Origin of the sequence: Propioniciclava sp. MC1595 (genome assembly GCF_017569205.1) — a bacterium.
Classification (GTDB): Bacteria; Actinomycetota; Actinomycetes; order Propionibacteriales; family Propionibacteriaceae; genus Propioniciclava.
Genome location: NZ_CP071870.1, coordinates 68,965 through 92,931 on the forward strand (window position 1 = coordinate 68,965; position 23,967 = coordinate 92,931).

The following is a 23,967-nucleotide window of genomic DNA, read 5'->3' on the forward strand; positions in this document are numbered from 1 at the left end:
TGGTAACGTTCGGAAGGGATGGGGCTCGAAATCCCCAAGATCGCCGAGATCCATGCTTAGTCTTCCCGTACAAGATTCCGCCCTGGAGAGCTTGGAGCCAGTCATGGCCGCTTCTGAGATTGGCCGCACCCGCACCACCGCGGCCCGGCGCCACGGGCGCCAGACGCACTCCGGAGCTTGGGTGCTGCCGCTAGGCGCCGAGCTGTTCGACGAGCGCTGTGAGTGCGCCGTCCACTTCGCCAAGCACTCCCGGCAGGACTGCCGGAGGGAACGTTGCTGCGTTGAGTGCGCTCTTTGGCGCTACCCCTCCTGGGATCGACTTCACACGCTCGGCGTACGCGAGGACGGCGTTGGCGACGGACGGGGTCTGCGCCAGCGACGTCGGGTCTACGCCGAGGGTGACGTACCGCGCCGCTTGCCAATGGCTCCCTTCGGAAAGCATCCACCCGATCGCGAGTGGTTGGCGGCGATCAGGTGTGTCGATGCGCAGCGCCGCTCCGCGTGAGCGCCACTTCACCTCAATGCCGAGGGTCTCGCACCGTGCGATGATGCTGCGAACCGCGTCGCGGTATGCGGGATCTCCGATGCTGGAGAGGTACTCGGCCTCCTCGACATCCTTCCTTGCGCCTTCTGTTGTTGATCGGGCAGCGTTCCAGCGTGCTGGTGCTGCAACGACCTGGGTGGCGTGTGCGATGAGCTCTGCGCCGGTCAGCTGGATCACCTCCACGAGGTAGAAGCGCCCGCGTCGCATGGTGGCGTTAAGGTAGTCGAGGCTGTTCTTCATCGAGTCGGTGAATCGCTGCGCGGCGATAACAAAGGCGAAATCGCCTGTTTGGAGCACCTCGGTGAGCCGTTCGAAGAGCGCCGTTCGATCATCACTGGTCAGGTCCCATGAGGTCCGCTCGATCGCCTCGGACAACGTTCGTGCACCGCGGAAGGCCGCGTCCACTCTCCCGCCGGCGAGATACCGTTGAACCACGCCGCGGTCGAAGTCCTCGACGCTGAGACGCCATAGATCCGAGCCATAGTCGATCGCCTGCGCCAAGGCATGGCGGAAATCAGGGTTCTGCGGGCCGGTCTTGAATTCGACAAGCACCAGGTCACCTGACCTCGCCAAACAAAGCAGATCGATATAGCCCGAGGCGAGACTCGTCTCCCTGCCCACCACCAAGAGATCCCCGTCGAGCCCGAGGTCGTCAGCCGGAATCAATTGGGGGCTCGTCTTCACTACCTCCTGGAGGTGGTGCTCGCTCGGCGCGGGCGCTTCAATCAGGTCGAACGACTGCTCAGAGCGCGTTACCAACACACGACGCGGCATCGGGCCTCCCTCTCGACCGCACTCTATCGGCAGCTCCTCCGGAGGCATCCAAGTCACAGCGACGGCCACTTGCCCGCTCCGAACGACCGCTTCTGCCGCCGTCCGGAAGTGCCGATGTGCGGTCGCATCCTTCGGCGTATTCCAGCGGCCGGGTTCCGGATCGGACACACTCAGCGCAGGGCGGCGACTGTCCGCCCGTTCTGCAGCAGAGGTGAGGCATGGAGCGCATTGACGGAGTGCTCGACGGAATCGGCGAGCGGGCCCGGTCCCAGCGCCGCGATGTGCATACTTCAACGCCCCGTGCAGAACGTCGCTGAAGAGTGGCCCTTCCGGCCACGGGTTCCGGCCAGCGCGGCGCTGCGGCTCAGATCTGGCCGTGACCCACCGTCCCGTGAGGCAGTCACGGTTCTGGTGGCCCGAACTCGGCTAGGCAGTTCTGGTCGACTCCTCCCAGCGCTTCAGCGAACGGGCCAGTTCGGCGCTGTCTAAGTCGGCCTCCGCATGGAGACCCCAGGCCGGGCTGGAGCTTGTCAGGGTCAGGCGGGCTGCCGCTGGCGGCGGGAACTCGACGTTCAACCTTGCTACCATTTTGCCTTCGCCTTCGCCGGCTGAGGACCCGCTTGCTGCCAAAGTAATCGGCACCGGATGGCCGTCGGCGAGGAGTTCGAGTTGCAGCGATGACTCCGGGGAATCCTGGCCCCACCACATGATCTCGTCGCTCATCCGCGACAGCACGGCTGGATCTTGCGATGAGGCGATGACGAACAGCTCGAAGCCGCACACGTCGCCGGACACGAAACCTCTCGACAGCCAGACCGTCAGACCCGGCCGGCTTTCCAGGACAGCGTCGAAGGCGATGGTCGATACGGTGATGGTCATGGTTCAGGCTAATAGATGTACTTGCAGCGACGGTCAGTGCCGGTTCGGCCAAGGCAGTCTGCCGTCTTCTTGCCGGTCTGGATCGTGTTCGCGACGGTGGTTTGGGTGATTCCGACCGCTACCGTCAGGCGCTTGCCGGCCCGGTTGCCGTAGTTGGACAGGGTCTGGCGCACCGTGAGGAGGTTGTCGATCCGGTCCGCGTTGCCGCTTGGGCACGTGGTGTGGATGAGTATTTGGAGTCTTGAGGGCCACTGATTATTGCGGTTGAGCGCCAGTCGATATTGACTCTCAGGGCCACTGGTATTGCCGGTGAGCGCCACCCCGGTCGCCGCGACGCTCACCGGCCCGGGTTCAGCCGGCCGCGGCGGCGGTGTGCTCCCGCATGTTGACGTCGCCGGTCTCGATCCAGAGGGTGTTGTGGACGATGCGGTCCATGATCGCGTCGGCGTGGACCCCTCCGCCGAGGCGCTGGTGCCAGTCCTTCTTCGCGTACTGGGTGCAGAACACCGTCGAGGTCGCGTCGTAGCGGCGTTCGAGGAGCTCGAGCAGCATGGACCGGACGTCGTCGGTGGGCGGGTCGAGCAGCCATTCGTCGATCACGAGGAGCGTGAACGTGGAGTACTTCCGCAACCACTTCTCCCGACCGGCGGGCTTGTCTTTCGCCGCGGTCCAGGTCTCTTCGAGGTCGGGCATGCGGATGTAGTGCGCCCGGTAGCGGTGCTGACACGCCTGCTTCGCCAGCGCCGACCCGAGGTAGCTCTTCCCGGACCCGGTGAACCCTTGGAACACGACGTTCATGTGCCTCTGGATGAACTGGCAGGTCCCTAGCTGCGCGATCACGCCTCTGTCGAGCCCGCGTTGTTCGAGCATGTCGACGCGGCGGAGGTCCGCGTTCGGGTAGCGGAGCCCGGCGCGGCGGATGAGGCCTTCGACTTTGGAGTGGGTGAACGCGGCGTGGGCGTCGTCGACGGCGAGCTTGATCCGCTCCTCGAACACCAGCCCGATCGTGAGGGCGTCGTCTTGGATGTCGAGCGCGTCGACGAGGGCGGGGACGCCCATCTCTCGCAGCTTCCGCTTCGTCTCGGAGTCGAGCCGGCTCATTGGGTGTCTCCTGCGTAGTAGTCGGCGCCGCGGACGTAGCCGGCGGGTTCCTCGTCGGCGGGTTCGAACCATGGGCCTCTGCCGCGTTGGTCCTGATTCGAGTCGAGGATCGGCCGCAGGTGCGCATACCTGGGTGATCGGACTCGGGAATCGAGTGCGATGCCGGCGGCGGCTTCGACCCGGGTGGGGGAGTAGCGGCGGGTCAACCTGAGCACTGCCAGCGCGGCGCCGAGCCCCTGCTCGTCGACGGGGACGGACTCGAAGATGCGGTTCACGATCGTGGTGGTGTTCTCCCCGATCCGAGCGGCCCACTCCCTCGCCCGTTGCGGGTCCATCTGCTGGTAGCGGGGCCCGTCGGGCAGATCCGAGTCGTGCGTCCGGTACTCGTTGACCACCCCGGCTGGGGCGAGGAGATGGCTGGTAAGCCGCTGATCCCCGGCGAACACCTCGAGGGTGGTGTCGGTGATGCGCAGGTCGACGGACCGACCGATGTTCTCGTAAGGGACCGAGTAGAAGTTCCTCTCGAACACCACGTGTCCGTTCTTCTGGACCTTGCGGCCGTAGAGCCACTGCGAGATCTCGAACCGAACCTGCGGGAGCGGCCGCAGCAGCGGCTTCTCCTCACCCTCGAACACCGAAAGCCTCGACCCGGCGCGTTTCTGAAACGGCTTCGCGTTGTAAGCGGCGACGCGTTCGTAGACCGCGGCCCGCAACTCCGGCAGCGTCGCGAAGGTGCGGTCGCGGAGAGCCGCGATCACCACCGTCGCAACGTTCCCGACCGTGCCCTCGACACTCGGCTTGTCCTTCTTATCCCGAATTCGGGATAAGAAGGACTATCCCGAGGATCTGGTTATCCCGAGTCGTGGCCGTTGCTGCTTGTCAACGGGGGCTGTGGCTGGGGATCCTCGGGATAATCACGCTCCTGGCGTTCCAGTCGTACGTTGCTCGTCTCTGCTGGGTTTTCGCTTGGAGGTGAGCGGACATGGGTGTCTTTGTTGGCGAGGTGATCGCGCGGGCCGACGCGGCGGTCAGCGCTTTGGGGCATGCGCCCTCAACGTTGTGGCAGTACCGGTGGGCGTGGTCCCGGGTCGAGGTGTTCTGCGGCGAGCCTGACGTTGTTGAACTGACCGACGAGGTGGTGGCCGGGTTCCTGCGGTGGGTGGCTGCCGAGCACGCTGAGGGCCGCATCAAGGAGTGGAAACGCAAGCTGCTCCGCAAGGGCATGTTGGTGTTGTCGGAAGTGGCCTCGACCGGCACGTACACGTGGAAAGTGACTCGAGGACGGCACCGCAATGAGGGCCTGACTACGGAGTTCCGTCCGGTACAGGAACAGTTCGAGCAGTGGCTGACCGGCCAGGGACTGGCACCGGCCACGACGGCCCTATACGCGACGGTCAGCCGGAAGGTCCTGGCCTGGCTGCCGGAGCGCGGAGTGGTCGATGTGCGGCGGGTGTCCGCGGGGGACGTGTCGGCGGCGGTGGCCTTCCTCGGCGTCAGCTACTCACCGGGCAGTATGCGGACCGTGTTGACCGCTTTGCGGGTGTGGTGCCGGTTCCTTGAGGACACCGGCCGGTCCGCGCGGCTGTCGCCGGCGGTGCCGGCGGCGAACTGCAGGCGTGTGCGGACGCTGGTGGTGTTGTCGGCTGACGACGTGGAGTTGGTGGTGGCTTCCCCCGATCCGGCCACACCGGTAGGACGCCGGAACCGGGCGATGCTCTTACTGGCGGCCAGGACGGGGCTGCGTCCCAGCGATGTCGCCGGTCTTCGGCTGGCAGACATCGATTGGCGCCAAGCGATGATCACGGTGACCCAGCACAAGACCGGGACGGTGGTGGTGCTGCCGCTGCTGGCCGACGTCGGCGCGGCGCTCACCGACTATCTCCTGTCCGACCGACCGGCTCACGCGCTCGACGATCACGTGTTCCTGCGTTCCCAGGCCCCGCACGTCAGCTTGGGCTGCTCCGACCTGTATCACGTGGCGGCGGGCGCGTTCGCCCGCGCCCAGACGGTCAACACCAGTGGTACGGGGCGAGGGATGCGGGTGCTGCGGGCGTCGTTGGCGACCGGCATGCTCCAGCAAGACGTGCCCCTGCCGGTGATCAGTGGTGCGTTGGGTCATCGCGGCATCGACTCGGCCAAGCACTATCTGGCAGGCGACGAGGCCCGGATGCGGCAGTGCTGCCTGGACTTCACTGGGATCGAACCGAACCGGGCACGGCCATGACCGGGCTGGTCAGCGGCCTGGCCGGCCACATCGACGGCCTGCTCGAAGTCAAGCACGCGCTCGGGTACCCGTACACGACCTCGGAGCGACACCTGCGCGCGTTCGACGCGATGTGCGCCACCGAGTACCCGGGACAGGCCACGTTGAGCCGGCACATGGCGATGCGCTGGGCCACCAGCCGTCCCGGCGAGCACGTCAACGGGCAGCTGCGACGCATCACCCCGGTCCGGCAGTTGGCCAAACACATGGCTGGGCTCGGGGTGGACGCCTATCTGATCCCGCCGGGCATCCCAGGCAAGCAGGTCCGTTACCGTCCGCACTTGTACACCCACGCAGAACTGCGGGCGATCTTCGACGCCGCCGACCAGATCGTGGCGACCCCTTACGGCGGGTGCCGGCATCTGATCATCCCGGTGGTCTTCCGGATGATCTACTGCCTGGGTCTGCGCCCCGGCGAGGCCCGCCGACTCCACCGCAATGACGTCGACCTGACCAAGGGCACCGTCCAGATCCGCGAATCGAAAGGACACAAGGACCGGGTGGTGTACCTGTCGGCCGACCTGCACGACTACTGCCGCCGCTACGACGCCACGATCCGCGCGCACCACCCGAACCGGGTCGCGTTCTTCCCGAACCAGAGCGGTGGCTTCTACAGTGCGTGCACCCTGGACCACTGGTTCGGTCAACTCCTGGCTGTCGCCGAGGTGACCGGTACAACCGGCGCGGGCTCGCCACCGCGGGTCTACGACTTGCGGCATGCGCATGTGATGGAAACGGTCAACCGGTGGGTGCGTGCGGGCCGCGACCCGCAGGCGCTGGTGATGTACCTGAGCCTGCACCTGGGGCACAGCAACCCCGAGGACACCTGGTACTACTTCCACCTGACCCCCGATTTCCATGCCGACCTGCGCCAGGTGGCCAACATCAGTATCGAGTCGGTCCTGCCCGAGGCCTCCCATGCACACGGATGACTTCTTCCGGCTCGTGCGTTCCTGGCTGACCGTCTACCTGCCGCGCTCACGTCGGCTCAGCGCCCATACCATCCGCTCGTACAAGACGGCGCTGACCATGCTGCTGGCCTACCTGCACGAAACCCGCGGGCTGGACCTGACCGCGGTCAGCTTCGAAGCCATCGACCACGCGACGATCCGGGGGTTCACCACCTGGCTGACCGACGACCGACACGTCAGCCCCGCCTCGGCCAACCAGCGTCTGGCAGCGATCAAGTCGTTCCTGTCGTTCTGCGCCGCAGAAGACCCGGCACTGGTCGCGGTCTGGCTGGACATCAAACAAGTCCGGCCCGCCCGGGTACCGGCCCGCGCCCCGGACGCGCTGAGCATGCCCGCCGTCGAGGCACTGATCCGCGCTCCGGGCCAGCGCACCCGCCAGGGCCTCCGTGACACCACCATCTTCTTGCTATTGTTCGACGCCGCCGCCCGGATCCAGGAAGTCCTCGACCTGACCCTCGCCGACCTCGACACCACCAGCGGGCACGGCCGGGTCATCCTGACTGGCAAGGGCCACAAGACCCGGACGATCCCGATCATGGACAAGACCTGCCGTCACCTTGACCAGTACCTCGACGCGTTCCACATCGGCACACCAGAGCCGGGAACGCTGCTGTTCTACACGGTCCGGGCCGGCCGTCACCAGCCGATGAGCCAAGACAACATCAACTACCTGCTGAACAAATACGCGGCAGCCGCCCGGCCGGGTTGCCCGGATGTCCCCCGACGGGTCCATGCCCACCAGTTGCGCCACGCGCGGGCCATGCAGATGCTGCGGGCTGGCGTACCCCTGCCGCACATCAAGGAGTTTCTCGGCCACGTCAACATCACCACCACCAGCGTCTACGCCACGGCCGACAACCAGATGGTGCGCGACGCGATCCAGAAAGCCGCCGGCGCCACCCCCGAACTCGCGCCCCTCTGGAAAGGAGACGACGACCTGATCCTCCGACTCGCAGGCCTCACGTAGTTATCCCGAGGATCCCCAGCCACAGCCCCCGTTGACAAGCAGCAACGGCCACGACTCGGGATAACCAGATCCTCGGGATAGTCCTTCGGCTTCTTCACCCGTCCCGGCAGCACCGCCGCCGAATAGTGCGCCGCGAGCTCCCGATACGCGTCGTTCAGCACCACCTCGCCCTCGGCAGGGTGCTTGATCACACCCGCCTTCAGGTTGTCCGGAACGATCCGCGGGACGGACCCGCCGAACCAGTCGAACATCGCCGTGTTCGCGCGCAGCCAGGTGTCCTGCTTCATATCCAGCGTCGGCTCGACGAACGAATACCTCGAGAACGGCAGCGTCGCGACGAACAAGTAGACCCTCGTCGCCTGCCCGGTGACCGGGTCGCTGAGCTGCATAGTCTTGCCCGACCAGTCGACCTCGACCGTCTGCCCGGCCTTGTGACCGACCCGCGATGCCGCCCCGATCACGAGCACGTGACGCTGGTAGGTCTTGCAGAACCGGTCGTAGCCCATCGCCGTCTCGCCCTTGGCCCGGCAGGCGTCGACGTACTCGCCATGCAGCAGCTTCAACGTCACCCCGACCCGGGCGAGCTCCCGGTGCACCTTGTCCCAGTCCGGCTGCGCGTGAACACTCTCGTGCTCACCACGCCCGGGGAACAGCCGCGCATACACGTCCGCCTCGTCGAGCTCCGCGACGTCGTCCCAGCCGATGCCCTCCCGGTCGGCGGCATCGATCACCGCGGCCACGCTGGTGCGGGACAGGCCCTGCGCGGCGATCTGCCGGCCCGTGAGCCCCTCCGCGCGCAACCGAAGCACGAGCTTCGCTTTGATCCTGCGTACCATCCGAATCACTCCTTCTGCCGCGTGATCAGCCACGCGGCAGAAGGAGCCTAGGAAGGTGGCCCCGAACCCGAATACTCGGTGGCCCTCACGGACGCGATCGCGTCGACGCGCGAGTGGCCCTGAACCTCAATATCGGTGGCCCTCAGAAGAGCGAATACTCAGTGTGGAACCGCTCGAGCCGTCAGTAGGAGCCCAGAAGGGCGGGGTGAGAACGTCCGCTTCTGCCGCGGTCAGCGTGTGGTCAGAGGTGGAGGTGCAGGCGCAGGGCGTCGTCGAGTTGGGTCAGCAGGTATGTGGGAATCCGGCCAGTGACGGGGCCGATGCGTTCCACCGAGACCGAACGAACTTGTTCAGCTTGGGCTTTCGAATCCACGTGCAGGCCTGTTTCGTCAGCGGGGAGGAGGACCTGGAAGGGGTAGACCCTGGCGATGTTGCTGGTGACGGGGACCACGGTGACGACGCCACGCCCCAGCCTCGCCGCGGTGGCGTTGGCGTTGTCGTTGCTCACGATCACCGCAGGGCGACGCTTGTCCGCCTCTCCCGCGCGGGCGGGTTCCAGATCGACCAACCGGATCTCACCGCGGAGCATCAGCCATCCCGTCAGCCGCGGCGGAATCCCACGCGTCGGCGTTCCCGGAGTCTTCCCACTCCCGCCAGGCTGATTCGTAGGCGGACTGGAGTTCTGGGTCGCCGAGTAGCCTGATCGCCTGCTGGATGGCCGCGGAGCGCGACTTCAGGCCGGCAGCGTGGGCGTACTTGTCCAGGGCTGCGACCTCGCTCTCGGAGAGACTCACACTCAACTTCACCTGACTCATGCGACCAGCCTACTACCAGACTTCCTACCACGGTAGCTTTACCGGATCTGCCGCGCTGCGGGCAGCTGGCCGGCAGTGCTCTAAGAGCGCGGCTGTTCGGAGGAGGCCTCCCCGGGGTGTATCGATAGGCGCCGGACGCGGCGAGAACCGTCTTGGAAGTGGAGTCATCGGCGGCCACAGGAATAGCCAGCCAACATTGCAGCAACGTGATCATTGTCATCGAGCTCGAAGATTGCCCCCGTGGTGTCCCCGACGAAGATGGAGAACACGCGGTCGCCGGCGTCACCTTCGACACCCGCATAGTCCCACTCTTCACTGTCGAAGCGCGTCTCTAGGATGGCGAGCGGCGTACCGATAGCTGTGCCGGCGGGTCCTGTCGCGTTCGGGGACAAGCCCGGACGACCATCGAGCGTCGGGTCTATGCGCCAGCCGGAAACCGAGCCGGGCGGGTAGGTCTCGCCATACTCGTCACCGGTGTCTACCTCGTGCAGGACCACCACGGAGAAGTCACCCCAGCGGTATGTCGTGTTCCGCAATGAACTGCTACCACAGGTCGCGGAGTCTGCTTTCTCGTCCGGCTCACCGAGCGCAGCTATCAAGGTGCTGGTCGATTGCGGGCCGTCGCGGCCCATCTGCTGTCCATCCACAGCAATCCAGCCGCCGGCCAGACCACTCAGTGTTGGCCACACACGGTCAGTTGGTAGACGGCCGGCTGGTGTGGCGTCTACCGGATCTGTCGTCGCGGACACCTGAGGCCCTCCAGTGGGGGTGCTGCTCCCAGATGTTCCACTGCTGGGCGCGGTACATGACGATGCGGCGATCGCCAGCGTGACGATCAGGGTCACAAGTCGCAATGAACGATGTTCCATCCGTGCCTCCATGCTGAGGGTGTGAAACGAGTGTGCCCTGCTTCGCATCCCCACAGCAGACGGCACGCGGCCCTCCCGTCCCAGAGGCGGTGAGCAGCCTCCGAGCGCAAATTGCCGCTTGTGTTCTCTCGTCGCAACGTCCGCAAATGCCGCTGGGTGGCTGGGCGTTTTCGCTGGCGGTGGAATAGGTGCCAGCTCAGGCGACCTTCTTGCTGTAGCGCTGGCGGGCGGCCTCGCCGCTGGTGCCGACGAAGGAGCCGATGGCCGACCAGGGCATCCCAGCCTCGCGCGCCTTGCGCACTGCCTCGATCAAGTGGCGTTCGGCTTCGGAGCGTTCAGCGACAGCGGCGCGCAGTAGCGTGACGGCGCCGGAGTCGAGTTCGTCGGCAGGGTCCGGTTCGTAGGACTCGAAGCGCGCCGCGAGTTCGTCGGCGTGCTGCAGGATCTCGTCAACAGTGCGCGGCATGGTCATCACCTCAGGAACTTCTCGCGGGCTCTCATTGCATGGACGATGACGTGGACATGGTCGCCATCGACATAACCGATCTCCAGGAAGATGGCGGACTGGTTCGGGCCGACGATCATCGTGAACCCGTCGCCCAGATGCCAGATCCTGACGGGATTTCGGTACGCGTGGAGAATCTCGGGTTCGTCGAGTCCGTGCTTGAGCGCGGACGGCGCGACGATGGGATCCTCCGTCACGAGTCCAAGGTAACTTGTTGGCCCGGCGGGGTCAACGCCCGAGCCGAACATCCCCATCTGCCGCGGCTGGTGCTTGCGGGTCGGACCGTGGCCAGGCCGGCGCATACAGTCGACGACAGCGCCGGACGGCGAACCGATGTCCCGGGAAAGAGCAAGGCATGACCCCAGCAATGAACTCCACGCGGCGCCTGAGCGCGAGGGCCGTCGCGCTCATCGGAACGGGGGCGGTGGTTGCTTACGCGCTGCTCGCCGCGGTCCAGATCCTCGTGTGGAATCCGCAGGCTGCAGTCCCCGGCGTCGGTCTCGACCAGATATACGCGGACGTGGCCGCGACTGGCGAATCCATGGCTGCCGGGATGGTCATTGCCTTCCTGGCGGTCGGGCCCCTGCTGGCGATCGCGCTGCTAGTCGGCGCCTGGAGGCGGCCCGAGGGGCGGGCCAGTGTGGTGGGGGTCCCGTTCCTGGTTCTGCTGGCTTTGGGAGCCCCAGCCTATTTCTGGGCGAACTTCGGTCCGGGCATGGCCTTGGCCGACACGTTCTTCGTTAGTGGGGGTGATCATTCAGCGTGGTCTGCCCCGTTGTACGTGACGAGCGGCCTCGCTGTCCTTGCCCTCGTTGGGCACGTGGTGTGGAACCGCTCGAGCCGTCAGTAGGAACCCAGAAGGGCGGGGTGAGAACGTCCGCTTCTGCCGCACTGTGCGCGAGGATAGCCTGTGGCTTTCCGGTACCCGAAGCGCGCACTCGCTCATGCCGCCCACAGTGCGAAGGTGCAGGGTCGGCTTCGGTACACGAGGGCGCGGCCCGCGGATGCTGTTGGCCGCGCGAGAGCTGAAACGGGTGCCGTCGAGCAGGATCTCAGCGGTCGGGGCATGAAACCACCCTACGTGCGGACCTCGCGCACCATCATCGCCGCGGAGACTCGGTTGTCGACGCCGAGCTTGGTGAAGATGTGGGACAGGTGCGCCTTGACCGACGCCATGGACACGTTCAGTCGCGAGCCGATCTGGGCGTTGGTCAAGCCCTCGGCCATGAGGACGGCGATCTCGCGCTCGCGTTGGGTGAGTTGCTCCAGCGCCGCGTTCGCCGGGGCATCGGCGGCCGGACGCTCGGTGGCGGCCTGGATGAGCGTGTCGGTGACCTCCGGTGACAGCGTCCGCTCCCCGGCGTGAACTCGACGGATCGCGTCGACCACCCGGGCCGGATCGGTGTCCTTCAACAAGAACCCGTCGGCGCCTTGCCGCAGCGCCCGCACCACGTAGTCGTCGGTGTTGAACGTGGTCAGCACGATGACGCGAGGCCGATCGTCGCGACCGGCGAGGGCGTCCAGGGTCGCGAGACCATCCATGCCCGGCATGCGGATGTCGAGCAACAGCAGGTCGGCACCCTGCGCCGCCAGGTGCTCCAGCGCCTCGATCCCGTTGGCGGCCTGCCAGGCCACCTCGATGTCAGCCTCACCGCCCAGGATGAAAGCCAGCCCGGTCCGCACCATGGCGTCGTCATCAACGATTCCGAGCCGGATCATGCGCCCTCCTTCGCCGGCGTGCCCCACGGGAGGGCGGCGTCCACCACGAATTGTCCATCCTGGACGCCGTGGCTGAGCGTTCCGCCCACCAGCCCGACGCGTTCGGCGATGCCCACCAGACCGAGCCGTGACCCGCTCGCGTCGGGGATCGCCAGGTCAGCGAGCGGGTTCGATACCCGCAGGTGCAAGACCTCGTCGCGTGCGGTGAGGCTGAGGTGCACCGGCGCTCCGGGGGCGTGCTTGCGGGCGTTGGTGAGGCACTCCTGGACGATCCGGAATGCCTGCCGAGACGCGTGGGTGGCCACCGCCTCAAGGTCGCCGATGTGGGTCACGGTGACGCGCTGGCCGACGTCTTCGGCGTCGGCCAGCAGGACGTCCAGCTCGGCGAGCGTCGGCTGGGGAGGCTCGGGCGGTGCCTCAGCTCCTCGCAGCGTGGCAAGCATCGTGCGAAGCTCGTCGAGGGACGCCTGCGCATTGAGCTGAATCATCCTGGCCGCTGCCTGGGCTTCATCCGCGGTGAGATTCGTTCGATAGGCCAGGCCGCCGGCATGCAGGGCGACCAGCGACAGGCGGTGCGCCACGACGTCGTGCATCTCGCGAGCGATGCGCTCGCGTTCGGCCATACGCGCCTCGTTGATGCGGGACGCCTCGGCCTCGCGTCGTGCCTGCTCCGCCGATTCGCGGTCGTGCTGGGCCTGAGCGCGGCTGGACGCCAACAATCCGATGAGGGTCGCGATCACCACGCCAGCGATGGCCAACGCCAGTTCGAAGCTGAGCGCCGTCGCAGCAGCACCCGAGGCCGACGCGAATAGCTCGAGCACCTTGGCGGCGATGAGGACGGCACCCGTCGTGAGGGCGCTGGTGAGGCTCCGGCGTCGGGCCACCGACTCCTGCGCCACGATCGCCGCCCCGAGCACCCCAGGGCTCGGCACCCACAAGGCGGCGATGACGAGGGCGATCGCGATCGGAGCTCGCTCGCGCCAAGGCAGCGCGACAAGGGCTGCGATGGCCGGGAGGACCAGCAGGAGGACGAACGACCATGGGAGTGGGCGTCCAGCGGCGAGGCGGGCGGCGATCGGCGTCAGGTAGTACAAGAACGCGAGCACCGCCACGCTCCACACCACGACTCGGGGCGGGGCAGGGGCCAGGGGTGGCGCGGTCACGGTCCCAACCTAACGCTGGTGCCTTCGAGGAGGCGTCGGCCGATCGGCCCGCGGAGGGGGGTCCGGTCGGACCCTTCCCCAGCGCCGAACCGACCCGTCACGGTGGCTGATCACCCGATGCGGCACCCCGGATGGCTGGGCTGAACTGAACCCATGATCGACCTGACCCACCTCACCAAGCGTTTCGGCGCCACCGTGGCCCTCGATGACGTCACGTTCTCTGTCGCTCCCGGCACGATCGTCGGGTTCCTCGGCCCCAACGGGGCCGGCAAGTCGACCTGCCTGCGTTCCCTGGTTGGTCTCGTCCGCCCCGACTCCGGGGAGGCCACCGTGAACGGGATGGCCTACGCCACCCTCGCCGACCCCGCCCATGTCGTGGGTGCCCTGCTCTCGGCCGACTCCTTCCACCCCGGCCGCACCGGACGCGAAACCCTGCGGTTGGCGTCCATCACGCTGGGCCTGCCCGCGAGCCGCGTGGACGACGCGCTGGACGAGGTTGGCCTGACCGCTGCTGAGGGACGCCGTCGCGTCGGCACCTACTCCCTGGGCATGCGGCAGCGTCTCGGCCTGGCCCACGCCCTGCTCGGCGACCCTGCCGCGCTCGTGCTCGACGAGCCGGCCAACGGCCTCGACCCGCAGGGTCAGCGCTGGCTTGCGGGTCTGCTCCGTTCACGCGCCGAGCGTGGGTGCGCGGTGCTGCTCAGCAGCCACGATCTGCACGAGGTCAGCCGCCTGGCCGACCGCGTTGTGATGGTGGCCCGCGGTCGGGTGCTCGCCGACGAGCCCATCACCGCCGCGTCCAGCGCCGAGCTCGAAGAGCAGTACTTCACCCTCACCTCTGGCGCTGACCGCGCCGCCTGACCACCACCCTCGAAAGGACCCCGAGATGACCGTCCACACCGCTTCCGTCCCCGCTCCTGCCGCCGCTCCGGTGCGCGCTGCGCGCGTCGCCTCGAACGAGACCTCCGGTCGGGCACTGGCCCGCGCCGTGGCCGTCGAGACCCGCAAGCTGGTCAACACCCGCACCGGACCCGTGCTGATCGCTGCGGCAGCTCTCCTGTCGGGCGCCTTTGCCGGGGGACGTGCCCTGTTCCCCACCACAGGAACCGACTTCGGCCACCTGGCGTCGATGGCTGTGGTGCCGGCGTCCATGATCTCGATGGTGCTCGCGGTGCTGCTCGTGGCCGGTGAGTTCTCGGCCCGCACCGCCTCCGTGACGTTGACCCTCGATCCCCGCCGTGGCCGTCTGGTGTTGGCGAAGAGTCTGACCGTCCTGGGGCTGTGGGTCGTCGCGACCACCTTGGCTGTCGTGGCGGCGGCGCTCGTGATGGTGGTGGCGCCGCTGATCACCGGTGTGACCTTGGCGTGGACGTTTGACGTCGCCTCGCTCGCCGTGGTGGCCGGCAATGGTGCCTTCCTGGTCCTGGCGGGCTTCGCGTGGGCCCTGGCGCTGCGCAACGCGGCCGCCCCGATCGCCTTCCTGCTGGTGTGGCCCACGGTGGCCATGCTGGTCGGCAGCATCTCCGACACCGCAGCGCGCGCCATGGCTTTCGTGGCCGTCGATCCGCTCTACGAACTTCTTCCGGACGCGACGGTGGCCGGTCCGCTGGCCGTGGTCGTCGCCGCGATGGTGTGGATCGTCGCCCCCGGTACCGTCGGGACGCTGCGTCTGCTGCGCGACGACCTGTGACGAACCCCGACCAGAAGGAGACGACCATGAAGAAGCGCAAGCCCCTCGGCCTGGTGTTCGTCGCCATCATCGTCAGCGTGGCGGCCGTCGCGGCGATGGTGTCGTGGTGGCAGTCCCGCCCGCAGGGCTCACCTGTGGCTGGTGAGTTCACCGGGGCGGTTCTCTCGGAACGGATGACCTCCGCCCGGGTGCTGGCACTGGGGGAGGCCACGCATGGCACCCATGAGTTTCAGGCGTTGCGCCTGCAATTGCTGCAGAAGGTCGCGGACCAGGGCTTCACGACCGTCGCCTGGGAGGAAGACTTCGGCAGCGTCGCCTTGGTTGACGCCTGGCTGCAGGGTGGACCGGGCACCGCCGTGGAGGCCGCCGGTCTGTTCGGCTACGGCCTCAACCGGACCCGGGACACGGTCGACTTGCTGACCTGGGTGCGCGCGCACAATGACCAACACCCGGCGGGCGAGGACATCCGCTTCGTGGGCATCGACGCCGCGCGTCCCACCGCCACCAAGGGGCTTGCGCTCGCCTCGCTGGCCGCGCGGAACCCCACGGCTGCGGCCGACCTGACCGCGCGGCTGGCGCGCTTCACCGATGAATCCCTGTGGGACAGGGCGGTGGCCGCCGACGTCGAGTCGGCCGTGGCGGACCTGCAGGCCGCGCTCACGGCGTCCGATGACGGGAGCGAGGCGGCGGCCGAGGCGCGGCAGGCGGGGCGCGTGCTGGAGCAAGCCCGGCAGCGAGGCCTCGGTGTCGGCAACCGGGACGCGATGATGTTCGACAACCTGGCCTGGGTCGTGGAGCGCGGGACGGCGTCCGGAAGCGAGCGCACGCTGCTGTTCGGCCACAACGGGCACCTCGACCGCGCGGGGCAGGCGACCGCGGTCGGGGGCGACACCGTGGGGCGGCTGGCCGCGCGGCAGTGGGGTGACGACTACCGGGTGATCGGCACCGACGGGCATCGCGTGGGCCTGAACTCGCAAGGAACGGTGTCGACGCTGACGGTGAACGGGCGCATCCGCGGGCTGTTCGAAGGCACGACGGTGGGCTACCTGGAGCTGGCGTCGGTCACCGGGGCCGACGCCGAGTTGTTGCGCGGCGCCACGACGATGGTCAGCGCCGGCGAGCCGTTCGCCTCGTGGCAGGCGTGGGTGCCGCCCTTGCACACGGTGAGCGTCACCCCCGCGGAGGCCTGGGACGCGCTCATCTACGTCTGGGACGCGTCCCCGACCGAGCGACTGGGCTGAGCTGCGGCCCGGGGAGGCGTGTCCGCGCTACGCCGACCACCTGACGCCCGTCGGCGCCTTGCTGTTAGTCGGTGTATCGGCCGAACGGGTGCACTCGCTCGCCGATCGGGTACCTGTCACCGGGCGAGTAAGGCCCCGGCAATGCGGGTGGCGTCCTTGGCTCCCGGGGCCAGATGCGAGAGGACGCACAGAGAGTCCTGGGCATGATGCCAGAGAGCGCGCTCCAAGGAGACCGGGGACGTCCAGCCGAGGGAGCCGTACACTCCGGCGGCCTCGTGCCGTGCGGCGTAGAACTCCTGGCCGGCGGCGGTGAACAGCAGAGCCAGCAGGCCGGCGTCCCGATCGGATTCGTGACGGCCCAGCGGCAGTCGACCTCTGATGTGCGCGAACAGCTTGCGCGGGTCGTCGACCATGCGTTTCGCGGACGCCGTGGGCAGCAGCTTGCCGTGCTGCTTGCGGAGCAGGCCGAGGCTGACCGCGGATTCCCGTAGTGACAGGACGGGGGTCGTGTTGACCTCGGTGCTAGCTGGGAAGGGCCACGTGGAGTCGATGAGTTCGAGATCGTCGGCGAGCTGCTTGACCAGGGCCGGCGGCAGGTATCCCGCCTGGGTGAGCTTGAGCCCGTCGCCAATCAGGGTGAGGAGGTGGCGGTAACGGTGGGTGGCGGCGTCCAGTTCGGCGTCGGTCAGCTCGACGCGTACGCGGGTAGCCCTGCTGACGAGCGCGGCGATCGGACTCAGTTGGGCGCCGCCCTGAGCGAGCAGTTGGACGATCCCGGGGTGCCACGCGTCGGGGTTGAAGAGTCCTTGCTCGAGTTGTTCGTTGACCTCGGCGACGTCGAAGTGCTCCGGGTCGTAGCGGGGTGGCAGCCAGGCCAACAGCTCACGCGTCCACTCGGGGTTGTCGGAGGGCTCACCACGCAGGCCGGCGAGGGCGTCCTCATAGCCAGGGACGCCACCGACGTCTTCGGGCGGGCAGGCGCGGCGTCCGGTGACGCAGGAGGCGTCGGGCTGGCCGTCGACCCATGGCTCAACTCTCTCGAGCTTGATCGTGTGGTGCCAACTGTCGCCGAAGTCGTACTCGTAGAAGAGGCGGTGCCCGGGTTCGCCGAGAACCTGGTCGAGGCGCACGTCGTTCTCCGGAATGCCGTCAGTTTCGCCCTCGCTGAGGTCGTAGTCGGTGAGGAACGGCATCATCATGAAGTCCTTGGTGGAGGGCCCCATCTTGAACTGGTGCAGGTGGGAGTTTGTCCAACCCATGGCGACCTGAATGATGCCGTGCAGGTGACCGAGTGTGACGTCGCTGCGCAAGCGGAGGCGGCGCCAGATCGGCGGCTTGGCGTCATCGAGGTCGAGGCGGACGACGTAGGTGGCCCGCTTGCTGCGCTTGCGCAGCAGCTTGGGCCTCGGCCGAGGTGGCATGAGGTCGAATGGACCCCGACCGCCGAAAGGCTCGAAGCCCCCGAACGCCCCCAGAGCTTGGAGGACTGCCTCGGGGCTGCCGAGTTCGTCGATCAATTGCTGGGTGATGGCCTGGATGTCGGCCTGGCTGAACGGAGGTGCGTCGTCGGGTTCGGCCTCCGCGCCAGGGAACGGGATGACGTTGTCGGCCACGGTCAGACCTCCAGGAGCTCGTCACAAGTGATGGGTCGGGGGATGCGCGCGGGGACACGGCGTCCGTGATGCGAGCCTACGATCTTGGAGGATCTGGTGGCTACGGGCGCGCCTGGGAAGGATGGTGAAGTCCTCGATCGGGGTGGACGACGTGGGCCCGTACACGCCCGCGGTGCTGGCGTGGTTGACCCAGATGTCAAGCGTCCCAGCGCGAGTGCGGCGTCACGCAGGTGGTCCCGTGGGAGTGCCGGGTCAGTGGGCGACGTGGAAGCGGCGCCGGTGGTGCCTGGGCTGCTCGATCTCGTCGAGGACCGCCAGGGCCAGGTCGGCCGCCGAGATCTGCGAGCTGCCATCGGGGCTGCGGAGCAGGACATCGTCGCTCGTGCGGTACTCGCCGGTCTCGGTGCTGGGAACCCAGGCGCCGAAATCGGCCGGCGGGCTGAGGTAGAACCAGTCCAGGTCGTCGCCGGCCGCCTTCAGCACCTCGAGCTTGTGGATGCCGAGGTCGGCCTCGGGGCGGACCTCGTCGGGCACCGGGTCGGCGTCGATGAGGCGGGGCCCGTCCGGCGAGACGAGCAGCGAGGAGGCCCCGCCGAGAATGCCGAGCCTCGTTCCGTGCTCCCGGGCGAGGGTGAGCACCTGGTCGAAGACGCCTTCCACCTTGCCGGCCATGTCCCCGCGCGGGGAGAGCGCCTCGAACACGATCCTCGGACCCTTTTTCGCCCTGGCCGGCGTCACCCTGGTCCTCGTCTCTCGTCGCTGACCGCAAGGACCGGCAGAGGCGGCTTGGGGGTCGTGAGCACGAAGTCGCGCAGGGCGTAGCCGGCGGTGAGGTCCTCCCAGTGCATCACCGGGGCCTTCGCGACCACCAGTTCGTGGCGGAGCAGCCGGGTGAGCAGGATGTCGGTCTCCTGGATCGCCAGCGAGTTGCCCGGGCACTTGTGGTGACCGTCGCCGAAACTCATCACCTCAGGGCCGATCCCGCGCGGCAGCGGACGCCCGGGGCGCATGTCCAGCGGGCACTCGCCCACCGTGGACGCGTCGCTGTTCGCCTGACGCACGTACAGATCGATCAACTGGCCCCTGCGGATGGCCACCGTCTCCCCGTCGACCGTGAGGTCGAGGTCCCGCGCCGCCCGCCGGTAGAGGTGCCCGATGATGGGCTCGAGCCGGAGGATCTCGTGGAGGATGTCGAACCGCTCCTCCTCTTCGCCGGCCAGGTACCGGGCGCGGAGGTCGGCGTCCGCGAGCAGGTGCAGGACGGTCATGGAGATGAACTCGCGGGTCGTCGCCATGCCGGCCGCCCCGTAGGTGACGCACTCGATGAGGATGGCCGGCTCCCGGTAGCCCTCGGCGAGCAGGTGGCTGATGACGTCCTCACCCGGCGCCTTGCGGCGCGCCGCGATGGCGGGCCGGACGTCCGCCAAGTGGAAGGCCGCCATCGGCGCGTGGCTGCGGACCGAGCGCCACACGCTCCTCAGACGTCCCTCCGGGGCGGAGCCGGGGCTCCAGTCCGGCTGGGCGAACAACCGCTCCAGCCTCCGGGCCATCCCCTCGGCGTTGGAGTTGGTCAGGCCGATCACCTGGGCCGCCACCTCGGTGGAGTACTGTGCAGGGCGAGGGGCGTTTTCGTCGGGTGCAAGACTGGTGGGGTGACCCAGACGCCAACGCCGCACGTGCGCGTCGAGGGGTTGTCCCGGCACTTCGGAGCCGGTGAGTCGCGCGTCGAGGTGCTCCACGACGTGACGTTCTCGGTCGCCCGGGGAGCGCGCTGCGTCATCGTCGGCGCCTCCGGGTCCGGGAAGTCCACCCTGCTCAACGCCATCGGCGGCCTCGACGCTCCTGACGCCGGGACGATCCACGTCGCGGGGGAGCAGGTGACGGGGAGGTCACCCAGGGAGTTGACGCGCTACCGCCGCGCGCACGTCGGGTTCGTGTTCCAGTTCTACAACCTTGTCCCGGACCTGACAGTGACCGAGAACATCCAGGTGACCGCGCAGCTCGTCCGTCGCCCCCTGGACATCGACGAGCTGCTCGAGCACCTGGGCCTGACCCAGCACCGGCACAAGTTCCCCGCGCAGCTCTCGGGCGGCCAGCAGCAGCGGTGCGCGATCGCCCGGGCCCTGGTCAAGGGCTCCGACCTCCTGCTCGCCGACGAGCCCACCGGGGCGCTGGACCGGCACACCTCCCAGCAGATGCTCGAGGTCCTGGACGACGTCCACCGGCGGTACGGCGCCACCCTCGTCATGGTCACGCACAACGAGGCCATCACGGCCCTCGCCGACCAGGTCATCGAACTGCGCGACGGGCGCATCGTCCGCGACCGGCTCAACCCCCATCCGCTCGCGGCCCGGGACCTCGACTGGTGAACAGGGACGCCGTGGCCCTCGGTCTCCGCCGCCAGTGGCGCGGCTTCCGCGCCACGTGGGCGCGCTGGACCGCGATAGCCGTGCTCCTGACCGTCGGGCTGGGCGTGGTGGTGGGGCTCCTGACCTCGGCGTCCGCCACGCTGGGCGCGCTGGAACGCGGCGCGCGCGAGGGACAGCTCGCCGACGGCATGGTCGTCACCGAGATCCCGCTGACGGAGCAGCAGGTCGCCGACGTGGAGGCGCTGGGGGCGCGCATCGTCCCGACGCCGTTCGTCGACGTCCCGGGGCGGACCGCGGGCACCGACACGACCGTGCGCGTGCTCCGCGCGGACCAGGCGGTGAGCCGTCCCACGCTGGACGCCGGCGTCCTCCCCTCGGCCGATGACGAGGGCATGGTCGAGAAACTGCACGCCCGGGTGCATGGCCTGGGCGTGGGTGACACCCTGGCGGTGGACGGCCGGACCCTGCGGATCACCGGGATCGGCAGCCTTCCCGACTACGCCTCGGTCACCCCCCACGTGGGCCAGTCCGGCGACCCCGAGCTGTTTGCGCTGGTGGTGGTGGCTCCGGACGCCTTCGAGGAGGTGGCGGCCGCCCACCCGCGTGCCGTCTCGTGGGTGTACGGCTACGCCCTCGAAGGCGCCACCCACGAGCAGGTGCGCCGCCTCCTGGGCGAGGCGACCCTGGATCCGGCGAGGGCGTCCAACCCCTACGTCGCCGTGGCCACGGACGCCGCCCGCGCTGCCGGCCTGCCCGTCAGCTACCCGGCGGTGTCGCTGTTCCTGCCGGCCGACGACAACCCGCGCATCAACGGGGCCATCTCGGACGCCCGCACCACGATGGCCGTCACCCTGGTCACGACCGTCCTCGTCCTGCTGCTCGTCGCCTACGTCCTCGCCGAGTTCTCCCGGGACCGGATCGTCCGGGACTCCGTGGTCATCGGCACCCAGTCGGCCCACGGCACCAGCGAGCGCGCCCTGCTGGCCCACTACCTGGTCCTGCCGCTGGCCGTCACGCTCGCCGGCTCGCTGCTGGGGCTCCTGCTGGGCCGGGCGCTGGCCCCCTTCCTCGGACTGGTCACCGACTACTACTCGTTCCCCGCGGCCCCGGTCGAACCCACCCCGCTGGTCGCGCTGCTGAGCATCATGACACCCGTGACCCTGGTGACGGCGGTCAACGCCCTCGTCATCCGGTCCGCGCTGGGCCGCCCCACGCAGGAGCTGTTGCGTCCCCAGCCGGCCGGCGGGCCGGGCCTGCCGGTGCGCCTGGACCGGCTGCCCTTCGTGAGCATGTTCCGGTTGCGGCAGGCGCTCCGCACCCCCGACAGCTACCTCCTCATCGCCGCGGGCACGTTCCTGTGCATCCTCCTGCTGGTCTTCGGGCTCGGGATGCGAAGCTCGATGGACACCTACCTGACCCGCGCCGAGGACGAACTCCTCTTCCACGACTTCTACACCCTGCGGTTCCCCGACCTGGCTGCCGTTCCGCCCGGAGGGCACGAGGCCGTGGCCGTCCCCCTGCGGGTGGTCGGGGCGGACGGGCTGCCGGGGGAGTCGCTGACCGTGCTCGGCGTGCCCGCCGACAATCCCTACTTCGCGGCGGACGTGGACGCCCTGGGTGCGCAGGAGCTGGTGATCTCGCGGGCCGCGGCCCACAAGTACCGGCTGGGAGCAGGCGACACCCTCACCCTCCACGATGGGGAGCTCTCGTGGGCCTTCGACGTCGTGGACGTCTCCGACTACACCACCTCGGCGTTCGGGTTCACGACCCCGGAGCACGCGCGGGCGTTGGTCGATCCGGCGGTCCTGCTCGCGGCCCGGTCGATGGCCGGCGCCCGCCCGGGCGCGGACGACGACGGTGACGGCGTCGTGCCCTACTACAACGCCGTGTTCTCCGACCAGCCCCTGGACATCGACCCCGACCGGCTGGTCAGCCACAGCACGCGCGAGGAGATGCTCGGTGGCGTGGAGAAGTTCAACGCCCTCCTGTCACGCATCGTGGCGCTGGTCTCGTGGTCGTCCATGTTGATCATGGTGGTGGTGCTCTACGTGCTCGTCCGCCTGGTGGTGGCCCGTCAGTGGTACTCGATCTCGCTGCTGAAGGCGCTGGGCTACAGCGATCGTGAGGTGGGCAGGCTCTACCTCGACAACTACCTGTGGTTGGTGGCGGCGAGCGTCGCCGTCGCGGTGCCGGCGTCGGTGGCCATCATGGGCGAGGTCTGGCGGCTGATGACGGCCCACCTGCCGATCGGCATCCCGTTCCTGGTCACCCCGGGTGACGTGGCGCTGATGGCCGGGCTCGCGCTGGGGGCCTACGCCGTGGTTCGTGTGGCCACGGCTCGTGACACCAGGACGGTGCCCGTGACGGAGGTGCTGAAGTTCCGGGAGTAGGGCCCACAGGCGAGGGCCAGCCGGGCGGCGCCGAGGCGCTCCGGCCGGCCCACGCGCGGGACCGCCTCGCAGACAGCGCCGGTCAGGCGGGCTGCTCCTCGGTGGTGGCACCCTCGGTGATCTCACCCGGCACATCCCGGGTGGAGTGCTGCACCGCGATCTTGCGCGGCTTGGCGGCCTCGGCCACCGGGATGGTCAGCGTCAGGACGCCGTCGCTGTAGTCGGCGCTGATCTGGTCGGTGGCGAGCCCTCGGCCGAGCGTGAGCTGGCGGGCGAACGTGCCCACAGCCCGTTCGCGCGTCAGCCACTGGGTGTCCTCGTCGGCCGACGTGGTGCGCTCGGCGCGGATCGTGACCGTCGCGCCGTCCATGTCGATGTCGATGCTGCCCGGCTCGACGCCAGGCAGGTCGATGTGCGCGACGAACGTGTCACCGGAGCGGTACAGGTCCATGGGCATCGCGACCGAGGCGGGCGTGCGGGTGACGTCGCCCAGGAGGCGGTCCATCTCGCGGAACGGGTCGAACATGGCCATGAGTAGTCCTTTCGCATCAGGCGCCCTGGTTGAGCGTGGTTGACTCAATCTTATACCTGAGCGTGGGGGACTCAACTCTGTTCAAAGCCCGATCCGCAGTGACCAAGCGGTTCGGGATTCAACCTTCAAAAAGAGTTGATAATCAAACAAGATTGAGTTACTGTCCTCTTGTCACCGTCAGAGAGGCTCCCGATGTCCCACGCGTACCACCCCGCCACCTTCGCGTTGCAGGCCGTCATCGCCCAGTCGAACGTCCTCGAGCGCGAGCTCGCCCGGCTGCTGGGCCTGAACGCCACCGACTACCGAGCCCTGTCGGCGCTGCAGCAGCTGTCCCGCCAGGAGACGGTCACGATGACCGGTCTGGGCGCGGCCCTGGGCACCACGGCGGCCACGACGAGCGCCATCGTCGACCGGCTCCAGCGGGCCGGCTACGCCCAGCGGAACCGGGCCGAGACCGACCGCCGCCTGGTCACCATCGAGCCGACCCCCCTGGCCTGGCAGAAGATCGTCGAGATCATGCGCCCCCTCATGGGCGCCACCGACGCTTGGGTCAAGGCCCTGCGTCCGGAGGACGCCCAGCTCGTGACGGAGTTCCTCCAGGTCACGGCCACCCACCTCACCGACCACGCCGCGACGCTGGCCGCCCAAGAGGCGGACCGGTGAGACGGCCCCGCACGCACGATTCCTGTTCCCTCCCGATCCCTCCAACCTCGTCTCCCCAGGAGT

26 protein-coding genes and 1 pseudogene are annotated in these 23,967 nt (G+C 68.3%); 10 read left to right on the top strand and 17 right to left on the bottom strand.

All coding sequences use genetic code 11. The annotated features are described in order from the left end of the window. Positions 1-190: 190 nt before the first annotated feature. The 5 genes from J4N02_RS00315 to J4N02_RS00335 form a co-directional block, all read right to left on the bottom strand. On the bottom strand, positions 191-1,318 hold the full coding sequence (locus J4N02_RS00315) for a hypothetical protein (protein ID WP_188334773.1): 1,128 nt from the start codon (positions 1,316-1,318) through the stop codon (positions 191-193). A 426-nt stretch (positions 1,319-1,744) separates the two neighbouring features. Continuing rightward, positions 1,745-2,197, bottom strand: a complete 453-nt coding sequence (locus J4N02_RS00320; RefSeq protein ID WP_188334861.1) for a hypothetical protein — start codon at positions 2,195-2,197, stop codon at positions 1,745-1,747. Positions 2,198-2,205: 8 nt separating this feature from the next. Then, positions 2,206-2,538 (bottom strand): hypothetical protein, encoded by a 333-nt coding sequence (locus tag J4N02_RS00325; RefSeq protein ID WP_208091049.1) that lies wholly within the window; start codon positions 2,536-2,538, stop codon positions 2,206-2,208. Positions 2,539-2,548: 10 nt separating this feature from the next. Beyond that, positions 2,549-3,298: an ATP-binding protein gene (locus J4N02_RS00330; protein WP_182818984.1), complete on the bottom strand. Its 750-nt coding sequence runs from the start codon at positions 3,296-3,298 to the stop codon at positions 2,549-2,551. Then, on the bottom strand, positions 3,295-4,059 hold the full coding sequence (locus J4N02_RS00335) for a Mu transposase domain-containing protein (protein ID WP_188334785.1): 765 nt from the start codon (positions 4,057-4,059) through the stop codon (positions 3,295-3,297). Before J4N02_RS00335 ends, J4N02_RS00330 begins: the two co-directional genes overlap by 4 nt. 221 nt (positions 4,060-4,280) lie before the next feature. Between J4N02_RS00335 and J4N02_RS00340 the strand changes: the two genes are divergently transcribed. From J4N02_RS00340 to J4N02_RS00350, 3 genes are read left to right on the top strand one after another with little or no spacing between them, the layout of a single operon-like run. Continuing rightward, complete coding sequence (locus J4N02_RS00340) at positions 4,281-5,522, top strand: tyrosine-type recombinase/integrase (RefSeq protein ID WP_182818949.1); 1,242 nt, start codon at positions 4,281-4,283, stop codon at positions 5,520-5,522. Continuing rightward, entirely contained in the window at positions 5,519-6,493 is a 975-nt protein-coding gene (locus tag J4N02_RS00345; RefSeq protein ID WP_182818950.1) for a tyrosine-type recombinase/integrase, read from the top strand. Before J4N02_RS00340 ends, J4N02_RS00345 begins: the two co-directional genes overlap by 4 nt. Beyond that, on the top strand, positions 6,480-7,499 hold the full coding sequence (locus tag J4N02_RS00350; RefSeq protein WP_182818952.1) for a tyrosine-type recombinase/integrase: 1,020 nt from the start codon (positions 6,480-6,482) through the stop codon (positions 7,497-7,499). The genes J4N02_RS00345 and J4N02_RS00350 overlap by 14 nt, the downstream gene beginning before the upstream one ends. Positions 7,500-7,579: 80 nt before the next feature. Here J4N02_RS00350 and J4N02_RS00355 read toward each other — a convergent pair. From J4N02_RS00355 to J4N02_RS00380, 6 genes and pseudogenes are all read right to left on the bottom strand, one after another. Further along, positions 7,580-8,335, bottom strand: a pseudogene (locus J4N02_RS00355) (IS21 family transposase); the annotation flags it as partial. Positions 8,336-8,576: 241 nt separating this feature from the next. Continuing rightward, entirely contained in the window at positions 8,577-8,924 is a 348-nt protein-coding gene (locus J4N02_RS00360) for a type II toxin-antitoxin system PemK/MazF family toxin (RefSeq protein WP_305072034.1), read from the bottom strand. Then, complete coding sequence (locus J4N02_RS00365; protein ID WP_220492351.1) at positions 8,911-9,150, bottom strand: ribbon-helix-helix domain-containing protein; 240 nt, start codon at positions 9,148-9,150, stop codon at positions 8,911-8,913. Before J4N02_RS00365 ends, J4N02_RS00360 begins: the two co-directional genes overlap by 14 nt. Before the next feature lie 164 nt (positions 9,151-9,314). Then, complete coding sequence (locus J4N02_RS00370; protein ID WP_129458362.1) at positions 9,315-10,031, bottom strand: hypothetical protein; 717 nt, start codon at positions 10,029-10,031, stop codon at positions 9,315-9,317. 184 nt (positions 10,032-10,215) lie between these two features. Next, positions 10,216-10,485: a hypothetical protein gene (locus tag J4N02_RS00375; RefSeq protein ID WP_223202774.1), complete on the bottom strand. Its 270-nt coding sequence runs from the start codon at positions 10,483-10,485 to the stop codon at positions 10,216-10,218. A gap of 5 nt (positions 10,486-10,490) precedes the next feature. Continuing rightward, positions 10,491-10,721: a hypothetical protein gene (locus tag J4N02_RS00380; RefSeq protein ID WP_208091050.1), complete on the bottom strand. Its 231-nt coding sequence runs from the start codon at positions 10,719-10,721 to the stop codon at positions 10,491-10,493. A 158-nt stretch (positions 10,722-10,879) separates the two neighbouring features. On the opposite strand from J4N02_RS00380, the gene J4N02_RS00385 reads away from it, so the two are divergent. Then, a complete protein-coding gene (locus tag J4N02_RS00385; protein WP_182818908.1) occupies positions 10,880-11,374 on the top strand; it encodes a hypothetical protein in 495 nt (164 codons plus the stop codon). A 227-nt stretch (positions 11,375-11,601) separates the two neighbouring features. Here J4N02_RS00385 and J4N02_RS00390 read toward each other — a convergent pair whose 3' ends face one another. Together J4N02_RS00390 and J4N02_RS00395 are read right to left on the bottom strand one after the other, a co-directional pair. Beyond that, entirely contained in the window at positions 11,602-12,243 is a 642-nt protein-coding gene (locus tag J4N02_RS00390; protein WP_188334717.1) for a response regulator transcription factor, read from the bottom strand. Next, positions 12,240-13,406, bottom strand: a complete 1,167-nt coding sequence (locus J4N02_RS00395; RefSeq protein WP_188334718.1) for a sensor histidine kinase — start codon at positions 13,404-13,406, stop codon at positions 12,240-12,242. The genes J4N02_RS00390 and J4N02_RS00395 overlap by 4 nt, the downstream gene beginning before the upstream one ends. 153 nt (positions 13,407-13,559) lie before the next feature. Between J4N02_RS00395 and J4N02_RS00400 the strand changes: the two genes are divergently transcribed. The 3 genes from J4N02_RS00400 to J4N02_RS00410 are packed head-to-tail and all read left to right on the top strand — an operon-like array spanning position 13,560 to position 16,337. Further along, positions 13,560-14,267 carry an ABC transporter ATP-binding protein gene (locus J4N02_RS00400; RefSeq protein ID WP_188334719.1) on the top strand — a complete coding sequence of 236 codons (708 nt, stop codon included), beginning with the start codon at positions 13,560-13,562 and terminating at the stop codon, positions 14,265-14,267. 25 nt (positions 14,268-14,292) lie between these two features. Next, positions 14,293-15,096, top strand: coding sequence for a hypothetical protein (locus J4N02_RS00405; RefSeq protein WP_188334720.1), 804 nt, complete (start codon positions 14,293-14,295; stop codon positions 15,094-15,096). A gap of 26 nt (positions 15,097-15,122) precedes the next feature. Next, positions 15,123-16,337, top strand: a complete 1,215-nt coding sequence (locus J4N02_RS00410; protein WP_188334721.1) for an erythromycin esterase family protein — start codon at positions 15,123-15,125, stop codon at positions 16,335-16,337. A 116-nt stretch (positions 16,338-16,453) separates the two neighbouring features. Here J4N02_RS00410 and J4N02_RS00415 read toward each other — a convergent pair whose 3' ends face one another. The 3 genes from J4N02_RS00415 to J4N02_RS00425 form a co-directional block, all read right to left on the bottom strand. Continuing rightward, positions 16,454-17,950, bottom strand: a complete 1,497-nt coding sequence (locus J4N02_RS00415; RefSeq protein ID WP_188334722.1) for a plasmid pRiA4b ORF-3 family protein — start codon at positions 17,948-17,950, stop codon at positions 16,454-16,456. 252 nt (positions 17,951-18,202) lie between these two features. Continuing rightward, a complete protein-coding gene (locus J4N02_RS00420) occupies positions 18,203-18,652 on the bottom strand; it encodes an NAD(P)-dependent oxidoreductase (protein ID WP_188334723.1) in 450 nt (149 codons plus the stop codon). 32 nt (positions 18,653-18,684) lie between these two features. Further along, entirely contained in the window at positions 18,685-19,545 is an 861-nt protein-coding gene (locus J4N02_RS00425; protein ID WP_188334724.1) for a cytochrome P450, read from the bottom strand. Positions 19,546-19,602: 57 nt separating this feature from the next. On the opposite strand from J4N02_RS00425, the gene J4N02_RS00430 reads away from it, so the two are divergent. Together J4N02_RS00430 and J4N02_RS00435 are read left to right on the top strand one after the other, a co-directional pair. Further along, the gene (locus J4N02_RS00430) at positions 19,603-20,319 is read left to right on the top strand and encodes an ABC transporter ATP-binding protein (RefSeq protein ID WP_182818609.1); all 717 of its coding nucleotides are present in this window, start codon (positions 19,603-19,605) and stop codon (positions 20,317-20,319) included. An 11-nt stretch (positions 20,320-20,330) separates the two neighbouring features. Next, on the top strand, positions 20,331-22,709 hold the full coding sequence (locus J4N02_RS00435; RefSeq protein WP_188334725.1) for an FtsX-like permease family protein: 2,379 nt from the start codon (positions 20,331-20,333) through the stop codon (positions 22,707-22,709). An 82-nt stretch (positions 22,710-22,791) separates the two neighbouring features. Here the strand turns inward: J4N02_RS00435 and J4N02_RS00440 are convergent, their stop codons facing one another. Then, positions 22,792-23,241 carry an Hsp20/alpha crystallin family protein gene (locus J4N02_RS00440; protein ID WP_375539375.1) on the bottom strand — a complete coding sequence of 150 codons (450 nt, stop codon included), beginning with the start codon at positions 23,239-23,241 and terminating at the stop codon, positions 22,792-22,794. Between the two features lie 192 nt (positions 23,242-23,433). Here J4N02_RS00440 and J4N02_RS00445 point away from each other — a divergent pair, with 192 nt between their 5' ends. Continuing rightward, entirely contained in the window at positions 23,434-23,904 is a 471-nt protein-coding gene (locus J4N02_RS00445; RefSeq protein WP_188334726.1) for a MarR family transcriptional regulator, read from the top strand. Positions 23,905-23,967 lie beyond the last annotated feature (63 nt).

Coding starts and splice junctions, on each gene's coding strand:
- J4N02_RS00440 (WP_375539375.1), bottom strand. CDS start 23,241: ATGGCCATGTTCGACCCGTTCCGCGAGATGGACCGCCTCCTGGGCGAC.
- J4N02_RS00405 (WP_188334720.1), top strand. CDS start 14,293: ATGACCGTCCACACCGCTTCCGTCCCCGCTCCTGCCGCCGCTCCGGTG.
- J4N02_RS00400 (WP_188334719.1), top strand. CDS start 13,560: ATGATCGACCTGACCCACCTCACCAAGCGTTTCGGCGCCACCGTGGCC.
- J4N02_RS00340 (WP_182818949.1), top strand. CDS start 4,281: ATGGGTGTCTTTGTTGGCGAGGTGATCGCGCGGGCCGACGCGGCGGTC.
- J4N02_RS00315 (WP_188334773.1), bottom strand. CDS start 1,318: ATGCCGCGTCGTGTGTTGGTAACGCGCTCTGAGCAGTCGTTCGACCTG.
- J4N02_RS00370 (WP_129458362.1), bottom strand. CDS start 10,031: ATGGAGGCACGGATGGAACATCGTTCATTGCGACTTGTGACCCTGATC.
- J4N02_RS00390 (WP_188334717.1), bottom strand. CDS start 12,243: ATGATCCGGCTCGGAATCGTTGATGACGACGCCATGGTGCGGACCGGG.
- J4N02_RS00410 (WP_188334721.1), top strand. CDS start 15,123: ATGAAGAAGCGCAAGCCCCTCGGCCTGGTGTTCGTCGCCATCATCGTC.
- J4N02_RS00365 (WP_220492351.1), bottom strand. CDS start 9,150: ATGAGTCAGGTGAAGTTGAGTGTGAGTCTCTCCGAGAGCGAGGTCGCA.
- J4N02_RS00320 (WP_188334861.1), bottom strand. CDS start 2,197: ATGACCATCACCGTATCGACCATCGCCTTCGACGCTGTCCTGGAAAGC.
- J4N02_RS00330 (WP_182818984.1), bottom strand. CDS start 3,298: ATGAGCCGGCTCGACTCCGAGACGAAGCGGAAGCTGCGAGAGATGGGC.
- J4N02_RS00350 (WP_182818952.1), top strand. CDS start 6,480: ATGCACACGGATGACTTCTTCCGGCTCGTGCGTTCCTGGCTGACCGTC.
- J4N02_RS00360 (WP_305072034.1), bottom strand. CDS start 8,924: ATGCTCCGCGGTGAGATCCGGTTGGTCGATCTGGAACCCGCCCGCGCG.
- J4N02_RS00385 (WP_182818908.1), top strand. CDS start 10,880: ATGACCCCAGCAATGAACTCCACGCGGCGCCTGAGCGCGAGGGCCGTC.
- J4N02_RS00445 (WP_188334726.1), top strand. CDS start 23,434: ATGTCCCACGCGTACCACCCCGCCACCTTCGCGTTGCAGGCCGTCATC.
- J4N02_RS00375 (WP_223202774.1), bottom strand. CDS start 10,485: ATGCCGCGCACTGTTGACGAGATCCTGCAGCACGCCGACGAACTCGCG.
- J4N02_RS00345 (WP_182818950.1), top strand. CDS start 5,519: ATGACCGGGCTGGTCAGCGGCCTGGCCGGCCACATCGACGGCCTGCTC.